At 67.4% G+C, this 17,148-nt stretch carries 16 protein-coding genes; 5 read left to right on the top strand and 11 right to left on the bottom strand.

Translation table 11 applies throughout. From position 1 onward, the window contains the following. Positions 1–35 precede the first annotated feature (35 nt). From AC27VE_RS27000 to AC27VE_RS26965, 8 genes are all read right to left on the bottom strand, one after another. Positions 36–503, bottom strand: a complete 468-nt coding sequence (locus AC27VE_RS27000) for a YybH family protein (protein ID WP_006225881.1) — start codon at positions 501–503, stop codon at positions 36–38. Between the two features lie 41 nt (positions 504–544). Next, positions 545–1,546 carry an ABC transporter ATP-binding protein gene (locus AC27VE_RS26995; protein WP_488705477.1) on the bottom strand — a complete coding sequence of 334 codons (1,002 nt, stop codon included), beginning with the start codon at positions 1,544–1,546 and terminating at the stop codon, positions 545–547. Beyond that, positions 1,539–2,531 (bottom strand): ABC transporter ATP-binding protein, encoded by a 993-nt coding sequence (locus tag AC27VE_RS26990; RefSeq protein WP_488705476.1) that lies wholly within the window; start codon positions 2,529–2,531, stop codon positions 1,539–1,541. Before AC27VE_RS26990 ends, AC27VE_RS26995 begins: the two co-directional genes overlap by 8 nt. Further along, the gene (locus AC27VE_RS26985; RefSeq protein ID WP_315130196.1) at positions 2,528–3,472 is read right to left on the bottom strand and encodes an ABC transporter permease; all 945 of its coding nucleotides are present in this window, start codon (positions 3,470–3,472) and stop codon (positions 2,528–2,530) included. The genes AC27VE_RS26990 and AC27VE_RS26985 overlap by 4 nt, the downstream gene beginning before the upstream one ends. Next, on the bottom strand, positions 3,469–4,416 hold the full coding sequence (locus AC27VE_RS26980; protein WP_427957281.1) for an ABC transporter permease: 948 nt from the start codon (positions 4,414–4,416) through the stop codon (positions 3,469–3,471). The genes AC27VE_RS26985 and AC27VE_RS26980 overlap by 4 nt, the downstream gene beginning before the upstream one ends. Further along, positions 4,403–5,881 carry an ABC transporter substrate-binding protein gene (locus AC27VE_RS26975; protein ID WP_006225886.1) on the bottom strand — a complete coding sequence of 493 codons (1,479 nt, stop codon included), beginning with the start codon at positions 5,879–5,881 and terminating at the stop codon, positions 4,403–4,405. Before AC27VE_RS26975 ends, AC27VE_RS26980 begins: the two co-directional genes overlap by 14 nt. 152 nt (positions 5,882–6,033) lie before the next feature. Continuing rightward, positions 6,034–8,331: a molybdopterin-dependent oxidoreductase gene (locus AC27VE_RS26970; RefSeq protein ID WP_488705475.1), complete on the bottom strand. Its 2,298-nt coding sequence runs from the start codon at positions 8,329–8,331 to the stop codon at positions 6,034–6,036. A 3-nt stretch (positions 8,332–8,334) separates the two neighbouring features. Further along, complete coding sequence (locus AC27VE_RS26965; RefSeq protein ID WP_488705474.1) at positions 8,335–9,594, bottom strand: M20 aminoacylase family protein; 1,260 nt, start codon at positions 9,592–9,594, stop codon at positions 8,335–8,337. 308 nt (positions 9,595–9,902) lie between these two features. Between AC27VE_RS26965 and AC27VE_RS26960 the strand changes: the two genes are divergently transcribed. The 5 genes from AC27VE_RS26960 to AC27VE_RS26940 are packed head-to-tail and all read left to right on the top strand — an operon-like array spanning position 9,903 to position 14,900. Then, the gene (locus AC27VE_RS26960; protein ID WP_488705473.1) at positions 9,903–11,315 is read left to right on the top strand and encodes an ABC transporter substrate-binding protein; all 1,413 of its coding nucleotides are present in this window, start codon (positions 9,903–9,905) and stop codon (positions 11,313–11,315) included. Positions 11,316–11,321: 6 nt separating this feature from the next. Continuing rightward, entirely contained in the window at positions 11,322–12,245 is a 924-nt protein-coding gene (locus AC27VE_RS26955; protein WP_488705472.1) for an ABC transporter permease, read from the top strand. Further along, the gene (locus tag AC27VE_RS26950; RefSeq protein ID WP_088587536.1) at positions 12,245–13,060 is read left to right on the top strand and encodes an ABC transporter permease; all 816 of its coding nucleotides are present in this window, start codon (positions 12,245–12,247) and stop codon (positions 13,058–13,060) included. Before AC27VE_RS26955 ends, AC27VE_RS26950 begins: the two co-directional genes overlap by 1 nt. Continuing rightward, positions 13,057–14,055, top strand: a complete 999-nt coding sequence (locus AC27VE_RS26945) for an ABC transporter ATP-binding protein (RefSeq protein WP_488705471.1) — start codon at positions 13,057–13,059, stop codon at positions 14,053–14,055. The genes AC27VE_RS26950 and AC27VE_RS26945 overlap by 4 nt, the downstream gene beginning before the upstream one ends. Continuing rightward, entirely contained in the window at positions 14,052–14,900 is an 849-nt protein-coding gene (locus AC27VE_RS26940) for an ABC transporter ATP-binding protein (protein WP_488705470.1), read from the top strand. Before AC27VE_RS26945 ends, AC27VE_RS26940 begins: the two co-directional genes overlap by 4 nt. Here the strand turns inward: AC27VE_RS26940 and AC27VE_RS26935 are convergent. The 3 genes from AC27VE_RS26935 to AC27VE_RS26925 form a co-directional block, all read right to left on the bottom strand. Then, complete coding sequence (locus tag AC27VE_RS26935) at positions 14,875–15,453, bottom strand: TetR/AcrR family transcriptional regulator (RefSeq protein ID WP_488705478.1); 579 nt, start codon at positions 15,451–15,453, stop codon at positions 14,875–14,877. The genes AC27VE_RS26940 and AC27VE_RS26935 overlap by 26 nt on opposite strands. 159 nt (positions 15,454–15,612) lie before the next feature. Continuing rightward, a complete protein-coding gene (locus tag AC27VE_RS26930) occupies positions 15,613–16,335 on the bottom strand; it encodes a Crp/Fnr family transcriptional regulator (protein ID WP_488705469.1) in 723 nt (240 codons plus the stop codon). A gap of 22 nt (positions 16,336–16,357) precedes the next feature. Then, on the bottom strand, positions 16,358–17,086 hold the full coding sequence (locus AC27VE_RS26925) for a Crp/Fnr family transcriptional regulator (RefSeq protein WP_488705468.1): 729 nt from the start codon (positions 17,084–17,086) through the stop codon (positions 16,358–16,360). Between the last annotated feature and the right edge of the window lie 62 nt (positions 17,087–17,148).

Raw genomic sequence — 17,148 nt, 5'->3', positions numbered from 1 at the left:
ACTGGGGCCGTTCTTTCTTGGGGCGCTGCAGCGGATCAGCTGCGGGCCGGCTTGTTCCCATGCGACACGCTGGGCGTATCGCGGAACAGCGACATATGCGTGTGCGTGGCCACCCAGGGCTCGCCCACGGCTTCGCGCGCGAACGACACGGTGGCGCGGCCGACGCGGTCAAACGGCTTGCCGTCCGGGTGATAGCCGGTCGAATCCCACACCGCCAGGCCCACGGCGAACAGGCGGTCCGGCGAGACGAAGCTCTGGACATCGTCCAGGCGCCAGATGAAATCATCGATCGTGAACCAGACATTGCGCCACTGCGTCTTTTCCGCGTGTTCGCGGCCGCTGACGAAGTTGGTATAGGTGCCGAAAGCAACGAAGTCGTCGGCGAACAGGTGGCGGGCAGCGGCGTAATCCACGGCTTGCACGTGGTCGGACAGTTCCTTGAACCAGGCGCGCACGGCGGCGGCGTCAGCGGCATCAACAGGAGCTAGGGCTTGCACAGACATGAAGATCTCTCCATTAAGGGGTCGTGAATTCAGGATACGAATCAAGGTGTAGCAGGAATGGGGGCGGCGAACCAGCAGGCCACCGCATGCCCGGCGGCGCGCGTTTCCAGCGGCGGCGCGGCCATGCGGCAGCGGTCGGCCGCCTGCGGGCAACGCGGGTGGTAGCGGCAGCCCGAGGGCGGCGACATCGGGCTGGGCGGCTCGCCCCGGGCCACGGCAAAGACCTGGCGGCGGGACGCGCCGCGTTCGGGTTCCGGCACCGCCGCCAGCAAGCCGCGCGTATAGGGGTGCAGCGGACGCTCGTAGATATCGTCGCGGGACCCGGTCTCGACCACCTGCCCCGCATACATGATGGCAATGCGATGCGAGACGTGCCGCACCACCGCCAGGTCATGCGCGATCAGCAGGAACGACAAGCCCAGCTCTTGCTGCAGGTCCTGGAACAGGTTGATGATCTGCGCGCGTACCGAGACATCCAGCGCCGACACGGGCTCGTCCGCCACGATCAGGTCCGGGCGGATCGCCAGCGCCCGCGCAATGCCCACGCGCTGGCGCTGCCCGCCGGAAAAGGCGTGCGGATAGCGCTCGGCCGCGTCGGCCGGCAGGCCGACCTGGTCGATCAGATCAGCCACCCGCCGGCGCAAGGCATCACGGCCGGCATTCCAGCCATGCACGATCAAGGGCTCGGCGATGGCCTCGAACACGGTGTGGCGCGGGTTCAGGCTGGTGGACGGGTCCTGGAAGACCAGCTGCATATGGCGGCGCAGCTCGCGCAGTTGGGACTTGCCCGCGTGCGTGATGTCTTCGCCCTTGAAATGGATGGAGCCGGCCGTCAGCGGCGTGCGGCGCAGCACCGCGCGACCCAGCGTCGTCTTGCCCGAGCCGGACTCGCCGACCAGGCCCAGCGTTTCGCCCCGCGCCACCTCCAGCGACACGCCGTCCACGGCGCGCGCCAGCACCGGCTTGCCGAACCAGCCCGCCGAACGCACGGGGTAATGCACGCGAAGGTCGCGCGCCTGCAACAGAGGGGAGGAATCAGTCATGGTCCTGCATCCAGACGGGCGCCGACGGCCGCACGCAGGCCGCCAGGCGACCATGGCCGATGTCGCGCAACGCGGGGCGTTGTGCGCACGCCGCATCGGCGCCGGGGCAACGCGGCGCGAAATCGCAATGGCTGCGGCGCAGCCGCAGGTCGGGCGGCACGCCGTCGATCGCGATCATGCGGTGGCGCGTATCGGTCAGGCGCGGGGTGGCGCGCAGCAAGCCTGCGGTATAGGGGTGCGCGGGTTCAGCGAACAGCGCGTCGGCATCGGCCAGTTCGACCAGCCGGCCGGCGTACATGACCGCCACGCGGTCCGCCACCTTGGCCACCACGCCCAGATCGTGCGTCACCAGCAGCATCGCCAGGCCCAAGCGTTGCTTCAGCTCGGCCAGCAAGTCCAGGATCTGCGCCTGGATGGTCACGTCCAACGCGGTCGTGGGTTCGTCGGCGATCAGGATCTGCGGGTCGCAGGCCAGCGCCATGGCGATCAGGATGCGTTGGCGCTGGCCGCCGGAGAACTCGTGCGGCAGGCGGTCCAGGCGCTCGGCCGGCTTGGGGATGCCGACCTGGCCCAGCAGTTCAATGATGCGGGCACGGCGCTGGACGCGGTCAAGCGCCGTGTGGCGCACCAGTACCTCGTCGATCTGCGTGCCGATGGCCAATAGCGGGTTCAGCGCGCTCATTGGGTCCTGGAACACCATGGCGATGCGATTGCCGCGCAAGTCTTCCAGCACGCGGGCCGGCGCCGCCAGCAGGTCTTGCCCGTCGAACAGCACCTGGCCGCCCGCCACCCGGCCGGGCAACGTCGTCAGGCCCATCAGGGCCAGCGCACAGGCGCTTTTGCCGGAGCCGCTTTCGCCCACCAGGGCCAGGGTTTCGCCTGCCCGCAGGTCGAACGACACCGAATCGACGGCGCACACGTTGCCATGGCGGGTCAAAAACTCGACGCTCAGGCCGCGCACGCTCAGCAATGGGGTTTCGCTCATCGACGCACCTTCGCAATCAAGCGGCGCGCGAAGTCCTTTTCGCGTTCGCGCGGATCCAGCGCCAGCCGCAGCCGGCTGGCCGCCACGTTGACGATCAGCACGGTCAGCGCGATTGACAGGCCGGGGAACGTCGCCAGCCACCACGCGCTGGTCAGGTAGTTGCGGCCATTGGCCACATCCAGCCCCCACGACACCGCCGGCGGCTGCACGCCCACGCCCAGGAACGACAAGGCGGCCTCGGCCAGCACCACGCGGGCGAACTCCAGCACCATCAGCGTGATCAGCGGCGCCGCCAGGTTGGGCAGGATGTGCCGCAGCAGGATGCGGCCGGCGCGCGCGCCCGCCATTTCGGCGCTTTCGATATAGGGCAGCTGGCGCACCGACAGCACCACGCTGCGGATCTGCCGCGCGTAGACCATCCAGCCATTCAAGGCCAGCGCCAGGATCACGGTGCCAGGGCCCGGCCCCAGGATCACCAGGATCACCAGCGACAGCAGCAGGCCGGGAAACGCCACGTGTACGTCGACCCAGCGCATCAGCGCCGCATCCACCCGCCCGCCGGCAAACCCCGCGACCAGCCCCACCAGCACGCCGAACGTGGCCGAAACCGCCACCACCGCCGCCCCGATCAGGATCGACAGCCGCGCCCCATGCAGGATGCGGCTGAGCACATCGCGGCCCAGGTTGTCGGTGCCCAGCACGTTGCTCCAGGTGCCGCGCGCCTCCCAGACCGGGGGGCGCAGCCGGGCGGACAGTTTGATCGCCGCCGGGTCGTAAGGCGCCAGCCAGGGCAGCACGACCGCCACCGCCGCCAGCAGCAACAGTAAAGATACAGCCAGTATCCAGCCACGCTGCCGGTCGGACAGCGCGCGCCAGCCTCGCGGCGCGACCGGCGGGGACGCCTCGGCAGCGTCGCCCATCCATGCGGGAACCGCGCTCATACCGCGATCCTCCGATCCAGCAGCCGGTACAGGATGTCCAGACAGAAATTGATGATCACGATCAGGAATGCAATGAAGAACACGACGGCTTGCAACAGCACCAGGTCCTGGCGCTCGATGGCCTGGACCGCGGTCTGGCCCAGGCCGGGCCAGGCGAATACGGTTTCCACCACGACGGTGTGCCCGGCCAGCATGCCGGCAAACTCCCAGCCCAGCAGCGCCACCGTGGGCACGGCGGCGTTGCGCAGGGCATGCACCAACACGATGCGGCCCGACCGCAGGCCCTTGGCCCGGGCGGTACGCACGTACAGCGAATTCAGTTCGTCGATCAGCGCCGAGCGCAGCATCATGGCGATGCGGCCAAGCGCCGGCAGCGCCAGCGTCAGCATCGGCAGCACGCCGCTGCCCGCCGCCTCCGCGCCCGAGGACGGCAGCCAGTTCAGCGTCACCGCAAACAGCAGGATCAACAGCAGGCCCAGCCAGAACTGCGGCAGCGACAGCCCAGCCAGGCTCAGCACCACCGAGATACGGTCGGCCCACTGCCCCGGGCGCAGCGCGGCGACGATCCCCAACGGCACCCCCGCCAAGATCGCCAGGCCCAGCGCGCCGGCGCACAGCGTCAGCGTGCTGGGCAGGCGTTCCAGCACAATGTCCATCGCGGGCCGTTGCTGCCAGATGGAATTGCCAAAATCGAACAAGGCGATATCGCGCAGGTAGTGCAGGTACTGCGACCAGATGGGGCCGTCCATGCCCAGCGCCTGCGCCAGCACCGCGCGGTCGGCGGCGGAGGCGTCCACCGGCAGCATCGCCTGGACCGGATCGCCCACCAGGCGCGTCACGATGAACACGATGGTGGTCACGCCCAGCACGACCAACAGGCCCTGCGCCAGGCGGCCCAGCAAAAAGCGCGGCAAGCCGCGCCCGGCAGAATTACTCGATGACACGGATGTCCTTCACCGGAATCAGGCCATCGACGCGCGGCGAAAAGTCAATGCGCTTGGACAAGCCGAAGATCTCGCCGCCTTCCAGCAGGAACACCAGATAGGCCTCGTCGCGGCCAATCTTCAGCGCCTTGGAATACAGCGCCTGGCGCTTGACGGGGTCGGCCTCCTGGCGCGCCTGGTCGATCAGGCCCTTCAATTCGGCATTGTCATTGGCCGCCGCCACGCCGCCCTCGGCGTAATAGGCGCTAAGCGTGCGGTCGGCATCCAGCAACTGGTTCGAATGGCTGCTGCTGATCTGCGCTTCGGTCGGCACGCGGTTCTTGTTGATGGCCTCCAGATACTCGGCCCAGGCCAGCACGCGGAAGTTGACCTTCAGGCCGGCCGCCTCCCAGTAGGCGGCGATGGTCTCGGCCAGTTCCTTGTCCTTGAGCCAGCGGCCCGACGGCGCGTACAGGTCGATGGTCTTGCCATAGACGCCGGCGGCCTTCAGCAGTTCGGTGGCGCGTGCGGGGTCATACGGATACGGCTGGATGCTGGCGTCGTAACCGAACCAGCCCGGCGCCAGCAACTGGCCGTGCGACACGGTCGCGTAGCCGCCATACAGGTCCTTGGCCAGCGATTCCTTGTCCACGGCGTAGTTCAGCGCCTGGCGCACGCGCACGTCGCGGGTCAGGCCCTTCAAGGCATTGAGCGACACGAAGGGCAAGTCGGTGCCTTGCAAGGTCACGGCCTTGGCGACCCGCTTGGTGTCCTCGGGCAGCACGTTGGTGATGAAGTCGAAGTCGCCCGCCCGCAGGCCCGACAGGCGCGTGCCGGGCTCGGCCACGAATCGGTAGGTGGCGCGGTCCACGTTGCCCACCGCAGACGGATTCCAATAGTTCGGGTTGCGCGACAACACGATGCGGTTGCCCTTGGCCCATTCCGTCAGCACGTAGGGGCCGCTGCCCACCGGTTTCTGACCCAGGCTGCCATCGGCCGCGGCCGACGGCGACACGATGGTCAGCCACGACAGGCGCGCGGGCAATGCCGGATCCGCGCCGTTGGTGTGCACGCGCACCGTCACGGCATCCACGGCCTCGGCGCGCTTGATGCCCAGGAAGAACGGACGCTGGCGCGACGCGGTCTTCGGGTCGACGATCCGGTTGATGCTGGCGGCCACCGCCGCGGCGTCAAGCGCCTGGCCATCGCTGAACTTGAGGTTCGGGCGCAACGTCACTTCCCACGTATCGGCGCCGGTCTGGCGCGGCAGCGCGGTGGCCAGCTGCGGCACCAGCTCGCCCTTGGGCGTGCGGGTCAGCAGCGTTTCGAAGATGTTGCGCGACACGGCGCGCTCGGAGCCGTCTTGCGCCGTCTGCGGGTCCAGCGTGGACGGTTCGGTACCCAGCGCCAAGGTGATGTCCGCCGCATGGGCGGCGGTGAAAACGGACGCAGACAGGACCAGGCCTAGATAGCGTTTGAGGCTCATTGCGCACTCCGGATCAAAGGGACATGCGCATCGGGGGCACCATGTCGCAGTCGGTAAATAAGGAATCCGGAGTTTGCCGCTAGAAATCAGAACGTGCCGTTCTAATCATATGTGCGGGAAATCGTTGACTCGGCTTTTACTGCCGTGAAAAGTCATAAGCCGCCAGGCGAGATAGCCGGGCTTTCCCACGCGCGGTGCGCGACGGCGGGTTCCAGGTAGCGCTCGACCTGCACCAGCGCCGTCTGGGCGCTGGGCCCTTGCGCCAGCCTCGACGTGCCGATGTCGGCCGTCAGCGTGTTCGGGTTGCCGTGCCGGTCCAGATCGCCGTCCGGGTCCGACCAGGCGCCGGTGGCCATCACCACCACGCCGGGCATCAGCCCCGTGTCCAGCTTCACGCCGGCCAGGCACGCGCCGCGCCCGTTGAAGACGCGCACGCGGTCTCCATCCCGGATCTGTCGCGCGGCCGCATCATCGGGATGCATCGCAATGGGTTCGCAGCCCTGGATCTTGCCCGCGCGCGACAAGGCCGCCGGGTCCAGCTGGCTGTGCAGCCGGTGGCGCGGCTGGTTCGTCAGCAAGTGCAGCGGCCATTGGTCCGCCGCCCTGGCGCCCAGCCACTCCGACGGCGCCAGCCACACCGGGTGCCCCGGGCAGTCCGCGTAGCCGAAGCCCGCCACTACCTGCGAATGCAGTTCGATCTTGCCCGAAGGCGTGCGCAACGGATGCGCCGCGGGATCGCGCCGGAACGCCTCGAACAACACGTACTGCGATTCGGGCGGTGGCAGCTCGGCATGGCCGCGCGCCCAGAATTCACCGAAGGGCGGCAGCGTCACCCCCTTGTCCGCGCACCCCGCGCGCATGCCTTCATACACGTGGCGGCACCAGCCCATTTCGTCGCGCCCTGCCGTGAACGCCTCGTGAAAGCCCGCGCGCCGCGCCAGGTCCGCAAAGATGTCGAAGTCGTTGCGGGCCTCGCCCTGCGGGGCCACGGCCCGATGCATGGCGAACACATAGGGGTCGCGGGTCGACCCGCCAACGTCGCAGCGTTCCAGCGACGTGGTGGCCGGCAGCACGATGTCTGCCCGGCGCGCCAACGGCGTCCACCAGGATTCATGCACGATCACCGTTTCGGGCTTGCGCCAGGCCTGCCGGAACCGGTTCTGGTCCTGGTGATGGTGGAACGGATTACCGCCCGCCCAATAAATCAGCTTCACGTCCGGATAGTGATGCCGCGCGCCGTTGAATTCATATTCGGCGCCCGGCGCCAGCAGCATGCCGGTGATGCGCGCGACCGGAATCGCCAATTGCGCGGGGTTCCTGGGCACCGGCACTTCCGGCCCCGGCACTTGCCGGCGCGGCTGGCCGATGCCGTTGAGCGACGCGTGGCCAAAGGCGAAGCCGCCGCCCGGCAGTCCGATCTGGCCGGCCAACGCCGCCAGGCCGATCACCGCCCAATAGGGTTGTTCGCCATGCTGCGCGCGTTGCAGCGACCACGCCGCCGTCAGCAGGCTGCGCTGGTTCGCGATGCTGCGCGCCAGCGCGGCAATGGTCTCGGCGGGCACGCCCGTAATGCCGGCCGCCCAGCATGCGTCCTTGGGCTGGCCATCGGTGGCGCCCGTCAAGTACGCGGCCCAGGCGTCGAACCCCACGCAATGCGTGTCCAGGAATGCCCTGTCGTACCGGTTTTCGGAAAGCAGCGTGTGGGCCATGCCCAGCATCAACGCCGTGTCGGTATTGGGCCGCACGGGAATCCAATCCGCGGCGACGCCTTCCGGGATATCGGCGCGCGTCGGGCTGACCACGACCAGCCGGATGCCGGCGTCCTGCGCGCGCGCGAGCCAGCCCGGCAGGTTGTGCAGGCCGGCGCCGCCGGAGGTGACCTGGCTGTTCTTTACCGGTATGCCGCCAAACGCCACGATGATGCGGGTGTGCTCCAGCACGCTTTCCCAATCGGTGACGTCGCCGCTGACCGGGCTGGTCGTGCCGATCACGTGGGGCAACAGAAACTGCGCCGCGCCCCAGCTGTAGTTGCCCACCTGATCCACGCAGCCGCCGCCCTGGAACAGGAAGCGGCGGATCAGGCTGCGTGCGTGGTGCACGCGCCCGGCAGAGGACCAGCCGTAAGAGCCGCCGAAGATGCCGGCCGGGCCCGATTGCTTGCGCACCCGCGCGAGTTCACCCGCCACCAGGTCCAGCGCGTGGTCCCAGGACACTTCCACGTACTCGTCGCCTTCGCGGTCTCGGTTGCCCGCCAGCCAGCCCTTGCGCACGGAGGGCCGCTGGATACGCAAGGGGGAATGCAGCATCTCCGCGATCGAACCCAGCATGGCGGAAGGCGCGCGGTCGGCGCCGAACGGTTCGCAGTCGACCACCCGGCCGTCTTCGACCACGGCGGTGAACGCGCCCCAATGCGCCAGCGAAGGGTGGCGGGTGCGGGTCAAGGCCGGCACCGCTTAAAGAACGGTGCGGTCCTGGACCAGGCGGATCCAGAATGCGGCGCCGTGGCTGATGGCTTTGTCATTGAAGTCGTACTGGGGCGTGTGCAGCCCGAACGACGGGCCGTTTCCGAAAAAGACGAACGCGCCGGGCTTTTTCTGAAGCATAAACGAGAAGTCTTCGCCACCCATTACCGGTTTCATGTTGTCCACCACGCGGTCAGGGCCTACCAGGCTACGCGCAATACGGACCGCGTGCGCCGTGTTTTCCGGGTGATTCAGCGTAACGGGATAGTCCCGCAGGTAATGGAGCTTCGCCGTGGCGCCGAAGGTGCCGGCAATGCCTGCCACCACGTCCTTCATGCGCGCCTCGACCATGTCCTGGATGTCCGGATTGAAGGTGCGCACCGTGCCACGCAACTGGGCCTTTTGCGGAATGACGTTGTCCGTCTCGCCGGCATGGAACATGGTGATCGATACGACGGCGCTTTCATGCGGATGCACGTTGCGCGACACGATCGTCTGCAAGGCATTGACGATCTGGGTGCCGACGATGACGGTGTCCACGCCCTCCTGCGGGCGTGATGCATGGCTGCCGCGGCCCTCGATATCGATCGTGAAGCGGTCGGATGCCGAGGTCACCGGCCCCACGGTCGTCGAAAACTTGCCCAGCGCCAGATTGGGCATGTTGTGCAAGCCATACACCTCGTCCACGTCGAAGCGCTCGAACAGGCCGTCATCGATCATGGCCTTGCCGCCCGCGCCGCCTTCCTCGGCCGGCTGGAAGATGAAGACCGCGGTGCCCGCAAAGTCGCGATCCACCGACAGATAACGAGCCGCGGCCAGCAAGGTGGCGCTATGGCCGTCGTGGCCGCAGGCGTGCATGATGCCGGTGTGGCGCGACTTGTGCGCGACGTCGTTGGCTTCGTGGATCGGCAAGGCATCCATATCGGCCCGCAGGCCCACATTGCGGCCGGGCCCGGGACGGCGGCCGGCAAGCAGGCCCACCACGCCGGTCTTGCCGATGCCCGTCTCGACGCGGTCAAAGCCGAATGCGCGCAGCTTCTCGGCGATGAAGGCCGAGGTTGCGTGCTCTTCGTAGCGCAACTCGGGCGCGGCGTGGAACTGGCGGCGCCACACGCCGGCCTCGGCGGCGACTTGTTCCAATACCCCGGCCTCGGCGGCGACTTGTTCCAATACCCCGGCCTCGGCGGCGACTTGTTCCAGCACGCCGGCTTCGCCGACGATCCCTTCCAACGTTCCTGCCACTTCGGCCATGCTGAATCCTTTATCCGCGGCGCACGCCGCGTCACGGCACGGCCGGCTAAAAAACAAGACGCGGATTATGGCAAGAAAGCCCCGCGCGCCAGAGGATCGATTCGCCATATCCACATAGCCAATGCAACTAAAGGCGGCGCGCTTGCTCCTGTAGCATCGCTCGTCCTGAAAAACCTCAACTGGTCGGTCTCATGCTCCCGTTTGGCAAGTCGGTAGTTCGTTGCGCGTTCGCGGCGGCAATCCTCCTCGGTCACCCCGCTTATGCAGGCCCCCAAGACAACACGGCGGTCGTCGCGTTGACGGAAGAGATGCCCAGCTTCGACGCCTACCTGAGCACGGCCCGCGAAGGCATCGTGGCCTCGCGCCAGTTGTACGACACGCTGATCGAACGCAATCTGGCCACCGGGCAGTACGAGCCGTCGCTGGCCACCGCCTGGCGCCGCATCGACGACAAAACCTGGGAGTTCGATCTTCGCCCCGGCGTGACGTTCCACAACGGCGACCCCTTCACCGCCGACGACGTGGTCTTCACGCTGCAGTACTACGCGCGCCCCGAATCCGGCGCCCGCTCGGCCAATTGGCTGGACTGGATCGCGTCGGTTGAAAAGGTCGGCGACCATCAGGTCCGCATCATTTCCAAGGCGCCCTTCCCGGCCGCACTGGAGTTCGTATCGGGCTCGCTGGCCATCTTCCCCAAGGCCTATTTCGAAAAGGTCGGACAGCAGGCCTTCGGCAAGCAGCCGGTGGGCACGGGCCCGTTCAAGCTGGCCGCTGCCCGCGGCAACGAATACGTGCTGGAGAAAAACAAGTCCTACTTCGGCGGCGCCAAGGGCGCGGCCAAGCTGGACCGCATCACCGTGCGTATCATCCCCGACGAGGCGACCCGTATTGCCGAGGTCATCGGCGGCAGCGTGGACTGGACCTGGAACCTGTCCGCCGACCAGATCCCGCAACTGCAGGCCGTCCCGACCCTCCAGGCGCAATTCGGCTCCACGCTGACCATCGCGACCATCCTGCTGGATGCGCGTGGCCGCGCCAGCGGCGAGAACAGCCCGCTCAAGGACGTTCGCGTGCGTCAGGCCATCAACCACGCCATCGACAGAAAGAAGATCGTCGACACGCTGCTGGGCGGCGAAGGCAAGCAACTGGCCACGCTGTGCCACCCGCTGCAGTTCGGCTGCGACGAGGCCGCGGCATCCGTCTATGACTACAACCCCGCGAAGGCGCGCGAACTGCTGGCCCAGGCCGGCTACCCCAAGGGCTTCAAGGTCAGCCTGTCGTCCTTCCGCGACCGCCCACGCGCCGAAGCCGTCAAGGCGTATCTGGCAGCGGTCGGCATCGACGCCAACCTGGAAATGCTGCAGTCCCGCGCCAGTTTCAGCAAGTGGCGCGAAGGCAAGCTGGACCTTTGGTATGGCGATTGGGGCTCGTCGTCGATGTTCGACACCTCGGCATCGCTTTCCGCGTTCTTCAACTTCAGCCCGCAGGACGGTTTTCACGACGCCGAACTGCGCGACATCCTGCAGCGCGCCGACAACGCCATCGACGAAGCCACGCGCCGCACGGAATATTCCCGCGCCATCAAGCTGGCCGCCGAACGCGCCTATTTCGTGCCCATGCACACCATCGTAGTGGGCTACGCCACCGACAAACGCCTGGCTTATCAGCCGTCGCCGGACGGAATCCCGCGCTTTTATCAGCTGGGCTGGTCGGCCAAGTAACCCGCCATGCTTTCTTTGCTGTTGCGGCGCGCCGGCCTGGCGGTGATGGTCGCGCTTACCGTCTCCCTGCTGTGCTTCGTCTTGTCCAACGTGGCTGTCGACCCTGCCCTGGCGCTGGCGGGCGACAGCCCTACAGAAGCGGACCTGCAGGCCCTGCGGGTACGTTATGCGCTGGACCGCCCCTTGCCCGAGCGCTATGCGGCCTACCTGGGGCGTCTCGCGGCGGGCGACCTCGGTACCTCGCAGCTGACGGGCGAACCCGTCTCCCGCATGCTGGCCGACCGGGTCGGGGTGACCGCCTTGCTGGCGTTGACGGCGATCCTGCTGGCGCTGGCGGTGGCGGTGCCCGCCGGTGTCATGGCGGCGGCCCATCGCGGCGGCTGGACCGACCGGGTCGTGTCCTTCGTCACCGCCGTGGTGCAAGCCATGCCCAGCTTCTGGGCCGCCCTGCTGCTGATCATCTTCTTCGGCGTCAAGCTGCGCTGGCTGCCGATATCCGGCAGCGGCACGTTGGCGCACTACGTCATGCCCACCATCGCCCTCAGCCTGTACGCGCTGCCTGCGCTGACCCGCCTGACCCGCAGCGGCATGGTGCAGGCGCTGGAATCCGATTACATCCGCACGGCGCGCGCCATGGGTCTGCCGGGGCGCGTCATCCTGTTCAAGAGCGCCCTGCGCAACGCGCTGCTGCCCGTGGTGTCGCTGGGCGCCCTGCAATTCGGCTTCATGCTGGGCGGCTCTATCGTCATCGAGTCCATCTTCGCCATCCATGGCATCGGGTACCTGGCCTGGCAATCCATGATCCGCGCCGACATGCCGGTCATCCAGGCCGTCGTCCTGATGATCTCCCTGACCTACATCGTGTTGACCTTCCTGTCCGACGTGCTGAACACCCTTCTGGATCCGCGCCTGAAGCGAGCGGCCTCGTGATGCCGCGCCGCCTGGGGTTCTACTGCGGTATCGCCATCATCGCCGCGCTGGCGTTCATCGCCCTGTTCGGACCGTCCCTGCTGACGAACGACCCGTTCACCCAGTCGCTGGGCCAGCGCCTGGCGCAGCCGTTCTGGCACGACAAGACACTGCCTGCGCACTGGCTAGGCACGGACCAATTGGGCCGGGATTATCTGGCGCGGCTCGTCTACGGCGCACGTATCTCGCTGGCCATCGGTTTTGCAGTGGTGATCGTCTCGGGTTTCATCGGCATCACATTGGGCCTCATCGCCGGCTACGCCGGCGGCGTGGCCGATGCGGTCATCAGCTTCATCATCAATACGCGGATCAGCATGCCCATCGTGCTGGCGGCGCTGGCGATCGTATCCGTTACCGGCAATTCGCTGACGACGGTGGTGCTGGTGCTGGGCCTGCTGCTGTGGGACCACTTCGCGGTGGTGGCGCGCAGTGCGGCCATGCAACTGCGCAACGCCGACTATGTCACCGCCGCGCGCGCCATGGGCTGTTCGCACCTGCACATCCTCGTGCGCGAGATCCTGCCCAACATCCGCGGCCCGCTGCTGGTGATCGCCACCGTGGAAATGGCGCATGCCATCCTGGTCGAAGCCGCGCTGTCTTTCCTGGGCCTGGGCGTGCCGGCCCCCTATCCGTCCTGGGGCCTGATGCTGTCCGAAGCCAAATCCTTCATGTTCTTCAGCCCGTGGCTGATCGCGCTGCCCGGCGCCGCGCTGCTCTTGCTGGTGCTGGGCATCAACCTGACGGGCGACGGCCTGCGCACCCGCCGGGAGGCATGATGCAGCGGCCCCCGACTCCTGCCGCCCCGGTGCTCGACGTGCGCAACCTGCACATCACCTTGCCGACCCGCGCGGGCACCCTGCAAGCCGTGCGCGGGATCGACCTGCGCATCGAGCGGGGGGCCACCCTGGGCCTGGTCGGCGAAAGCGGCTGCGGCAAATCGCTGACGGCGTTGAGCCTGCTGCGCCTGCTGCCGCGCGGCGCGCGCGTGCAGGCCGACCGCCTGGCATTCGACGGCGAAGACCTGCTGGCGGCCCCAGACCGGCGGATGAATGCGCTGCGCGGCGACCGCATCGCCATGGTGTTCCAGGAACCCATGACGGCGCTCAACCCCACGTTCACCATCGGCCAGCAGTTGATGACCGTCTACCGCAGCCACCGCCATGACGGCGGCGCCCGCGAACGCGCGCTGCATTTGCTGGACCGCGTCGGCATTTCGCAGCCCCAGGCCCGCCTGGGCCAGTATCCGCACGAGCTGTCCGGCGGCATGCGCCAGCGCGTCCTGATCGCGATGGCCTTGATGTGCGGCCCCGAGCTGATCGTGGCCGACGAGCCCACCACGGCGCTAGACGTCACGATCCAGAAGCAGATCCTGGAGCTGCTGAAGACGCTGCAACGCGAAATGGGGCTGGCTGTGCTGCTGATCACGCATGACCTGGGCGTGGTGTCCCACTACACCGACCACGTGTCCGTGATGTATGCCGGCCAGATCGTCGAGTCGGGCGCCACGTCGAAGGTGCTGGCGGCCCCCGGCCATCCGTACACCCAAGGCCTGCTGGACAGCATCCCGCAAGTTGCCCAGCGCTCTGGCGCGCAGCGCCTGCCCATCATTCCCGGCGTGGTGCCCGCGCTGACGCAGGCGCCAGAAGCCTGCGTCTTTGCACCCCGGTGCCGCCATGCCGCCGAGGTCTGCGCCGGACCGCCGCCCGCCCTGACGGCTTACCAAGACCAGCGCCTGCGGCGCTGCCACGCGCCATTCGAGGCCCGCCCATGAGCGTTCCCGCTGTCGTCCGCCTGGTGCAGGCTGACGCCCTCACCCGCCGCTATACCCATCGCGCGGCATTCTGGCGCCCGCCGACCGTGCACACCGCTCTGGACGCCGTGTCGCTGCATGTCGACGCGGGCGAAGCCGTAGGCATCGTGGGCGAATCGGGCTCCGGCAAAAGCACGCTGGCCTGGCTGTTGCTGGGCTTGGACACGCCCAGCGCGGGCTCGGTGCTGTTGGCCGGCCATCCTGTCGCCGGCTTGCCCCGCAAACGCATCGCCCGGATCGTGCAGCCGGTGTTCCAGGACCCATACGGGTCGCTGAACCCCAGCTACACCGTCGAACGCCTGCTGGCCCTGCCGCTGCGAATGCGTGCCGGTCGGGGCGACACCGTGGATATCGCGGCCGAAACCACCCGTTTGCTGGACCAGGTGGGCCTGCCCGCCCGCACGCGCGGCGCTTATCCGCACGCGCTGTCCGGCGGCCAGCGCCAACGCGTGGCCATCGCCCGCGCACTGGCCGTGCAGCCACAACTGCTGATCTGCGACGAACCCACCTCCGCACTCGACGTGTCCGTGCAGGCGCAGATCTTGAACCTGCTGCAGGACTTGCGGCAGGAACTGGGCTTGGCCTTGCTGTTGATCAGCCACAACCTGGGCGTCGTCGGCCATATGGTCGACCGGCTGTACGTGCTGCAGCAGGGCCAGGTCGTGGAAGCCGGCAACACGGCCCAAGTGTTCGACGCGCCCCGGCACCCTTATACGCAGCGCCTGTTCGCGTCGGTGCTGGAAGTGCGCGGGCGGCAGCCCTCTTGCGGCGCGTCGCCGGTCAACGCGTTTTCGCTGTCCGCTTGACCGTCGGCGCCCCGGCAACCGGCGCACCCAACATGCGCAGGCAGTCGTCCGAAACACTGCGCGCGAAATCGGTGCAATCCTTCAGCTTGGCCGCGATGGCGTCGTCAGCCACGCCATGCACGCCGGAATAGATCAGCAAGGCGGTGATCCTGGGTTGCGGCAACGGCCACAACCCGGCGGTCTTGCCGCCTTCCAGGATCCCCAGCAACTGGTCAAGAATGGCGTTCTTGTCGCGGTTCTGACGATCATGATGGTGGTGATTGCCATAAACGATGTCGTGCGTGCGGTAGGTATCCACGTAGGTCTGGATGCTGGCATGGATCCAGGCTTGCAGCTTGCCGACCCAATCGTCGCCCGCACAGGCATTCACGGCATCTTCCAGCACCTCCAGGTATTGGCGGGTGTACCGTTCGGCCAACGCGGCCAACATGTCGGTCTTGGCGGCGAAGTAGTGATAGAACGTGCCTTTGGCAACGTTCGCCTCTTCCACGATGCTGCTGATAGTGGTGGCTTCCACGCCGTTGGCCAGGAACAGCTTTTCGGCGGCCGCCATCAATTCCTCAAGCCGCACCTCCGCGGGCTTGGTCCGGGGCGGACGCGGCTCGGAAACAGGCAGCGGGGCGATGGCGCGGGTCGATCTCATTGAAGCATTCCAGGCGGCTGGCAAAGACGCCCAGTTTAAGGGAAACGGACGGGTGTCAAACCACCCGGTCTACTTGGACGGCCCATTGATCCGGGCGTAGCTAAGCAGGTCGGCCGCATAGCATTCGCAGGCGGCCGATTCCAGGCCGCGCCGGTCCAGCACGGCGATGTCGCCGCGGTGATAGGCGATCAGCTTGCGCTGTTGCAGCGCCGACGCCGCCACGGTCACGCCCACCCGGCGCACGCCCAGCATGTGGGCCAGGTACTCATGAGTCAGGTGGAAATGGTCTGCGTGGGCGCGGTCCTGGGTCATCAACAGCCACCGCGCCAGGCGGCCCTCGACCAGATGGGAATGCATGCAGGCGGCTGCCTGCGCCAGCTGCTGCAGGACAACCACCGTGTAACCGTTGATCAACTGGCGCAGTGCCTGGCTGGCGCCCAGTTCCTGCCGGAAGCGGTCGGCCGGCATACGCAAGGCGACCCCGCCGCCCTGCACCACCGCACGTAGTTGCGAGGTATCCGTGCCTAACGGCACGTCGACGCTCCACATGCCTTCGTTGCCGATCAACCCGACTTCCAGCGATGGGCCGCGCGCCAGCGGCAAGATCAGCGAGATATAGCTGCGCGTCGGGAAATAGACGTCGCCCATGCGCCCGCCGGGTTGCAGCAAGCATTGGCCAAAGACCAGCTCGACCGGTTCGAAGCGCCCGAGCAGCCGGTCCCGTTCGCGCCCGGGCAATGCGTCAAGCAAGCGATTGGGCACGTCTTCATGCGCGGATTGGACAGAAGGCACGATCAGTTTCCGGTTCGCCCCTTCAGGGGCGTACAGCCTCGGTGCGCCGGCTGAGCAGACGCGCGTATTCATCACGGACCACGGTGTAGCACTCGCACACGCGCGCCTCGAGCCCAACGCGATCGGTTACCTGGATGTGGCCGCGCCGGTAGCGGATCAGCCCCGCCGTCTGCAAGTGCCCGGCCGCCTCCGTCACCCCTTCGCGCCGCACGCCCAGCATGTTTGCAATCAGTTCCTGCGTCATCACGATCTCGTCGGACCGCAGCCGGTCCAGGCTCAGCAACAGCCAGCGGCAAAGCTGCTGGTCCAGCGAGTGGTGCCGGTTGCACACAGCCGTCTGCGCCATCTGCGTCAGCAGCGCCTGGGTGTATCGCAGCAATAGATGCTGCATGGCGCCGCCCCGGTCGAATTCGTCCTTCAGCGCCTGGCCCTTCAACTGGAAGGCCGAACCGGCGCTTTGCACGATGGCGCGGCTGGGGGTGGTTTCCCCGCCCATGAAGAGCGAGACGCCGACGATGCCCTCGTTTCCCACTACGGCGATTTCGGTGGATGCCCCGTCTTCCATGACGCACAAGAGCGACACGATGCAGTCGACGGGAAAGCAGACGTGCCGCATGCGGCCGCCCGGTTCGTACAACGCTTTGCCCAGCGGCATCGGCACGCGTTCAAGCAGCGGAAACAGGCGGGCCTGCTCGTCCGGGGGCAATGCCGCCAGCAGGTGGTTCTGGGTGGGATCGTGTGAGTCAGGCATGGCGGCTCCCTGCAACTAGCCCAATGCAGTCCCGCGAGTCGGGCGGGCGCAATCCGAAGGCG

This window comes from Achromobacter sp. 18P8.1.1, from assembly GCF_057799415.1.
Note: the sequence above shows the minus strand (reverse complement) of the source record. Positions and strands in the feature narration are given on the sequence as shown.

What these genes read in the sequence shown, in the direction of transcription:
- AC27VE_RS26925 (WP_488705468.1), bottom strand. Translation starts at nt 17,086, where the DNA reads ATGCCTGACTCACACGATCCCACCCAGAACCACCTGCTGGCGGCATTG.
- AC27VE_RS26975 (WP_006225886.1), bottom strand. Translation starts at nt 5,881, where the DNA reads ATGAGCCTCAAACGCTATCTAGGCCTGGTCCTGTCTGCGTCCGTTTTC.
- AC27VE_RS26940 (WP_488705470.1), top strand. Translation starts at nt 14,052, where the DNA reads ATGAGCGTTCCCGCTGTCGTCCGCCTGGTGCAGGCTGACGCCCTCACC.
- AC27VE_RS26955 (WP_488705472.1), top strand. Translation starts at nt 11,322, where the DNA reads ATGCTTTCTTTGCTGTTGCGGCGCGCCGGCCTGGCGGTGATGGTCGCG.
- AC27VE_RS26965 (WP_488705474.1), bottom strand. Translation starts at nt 9,594, where the DNA reads ATGGCCGAAGTGGCAGGAACGTTGGAAGGGATCGTCGGCGAAGCCGGC.
- AC27VE_RS26945 (WP_488705471.1), top strand. Translation starts at nt 13,057, where the DNA reads ATGATGCAGCGGCCCCCGACTCCTGCCGCCCCGGTGCTCGACGTGCGC.
- AC27VE_RS26995 (WP_488705477.1), bottom strand. Translation starts at nt 1,546, where the DNA reads ATGACTGATTCCTCCCCTCTGTTGCAGGCGCGCGACCTTCGCGTGCAT.
- AC27VE_RS26985 (WP_315130196.1), bottom strand. Translation starts at nt 3,472, where the DNA reads ATGAGCGCGGTTCCCGCATGGATGGGCGACGCTGCCGAGGCGTCCCCG.
- AC27VE_RS27000 (WP_006225881.1), bottom strand. Translation starts at nt 503, where the DNA reads ATGTCTGTGCAAGCCCTAGCTCCTGTTGATGCCGCTGACGCCGCCGCC.
- AC27VE_RS26935 (WP_488705478.1), bottom strand. Translation starts at nt 15,453, where the DNA reads ATGGCGGCCGCCGAAAAGCTGTTCCTGGCCAACGGCGTGGAAGCCACC.
- AC27VE_RS26950 (WP_088587536.1), top strand. Translation starts at nt 12,245, where the DNA reads ATGCCGCGCCGCCTGGGGTTCTACTGCGGTATCGCCATCATCGCCGCG.
- AC27VE_RS26990 (WP_488705476.1), bottom strand. Translation starts at nt 2,531, where the DNA reads ATGAGCGAAACCCCATTGCTGAGCGTGCGCGGCCTGAGCGTCGAGTTT.
- AC27VE_RS26960 (WP_488705473.1), top strand. Translation starts at nt 9,903, where the DNA reads ATGCCCAGCTTCGACGCCTACCTGAGCACGGCCCGCGAAGGCATCGTG.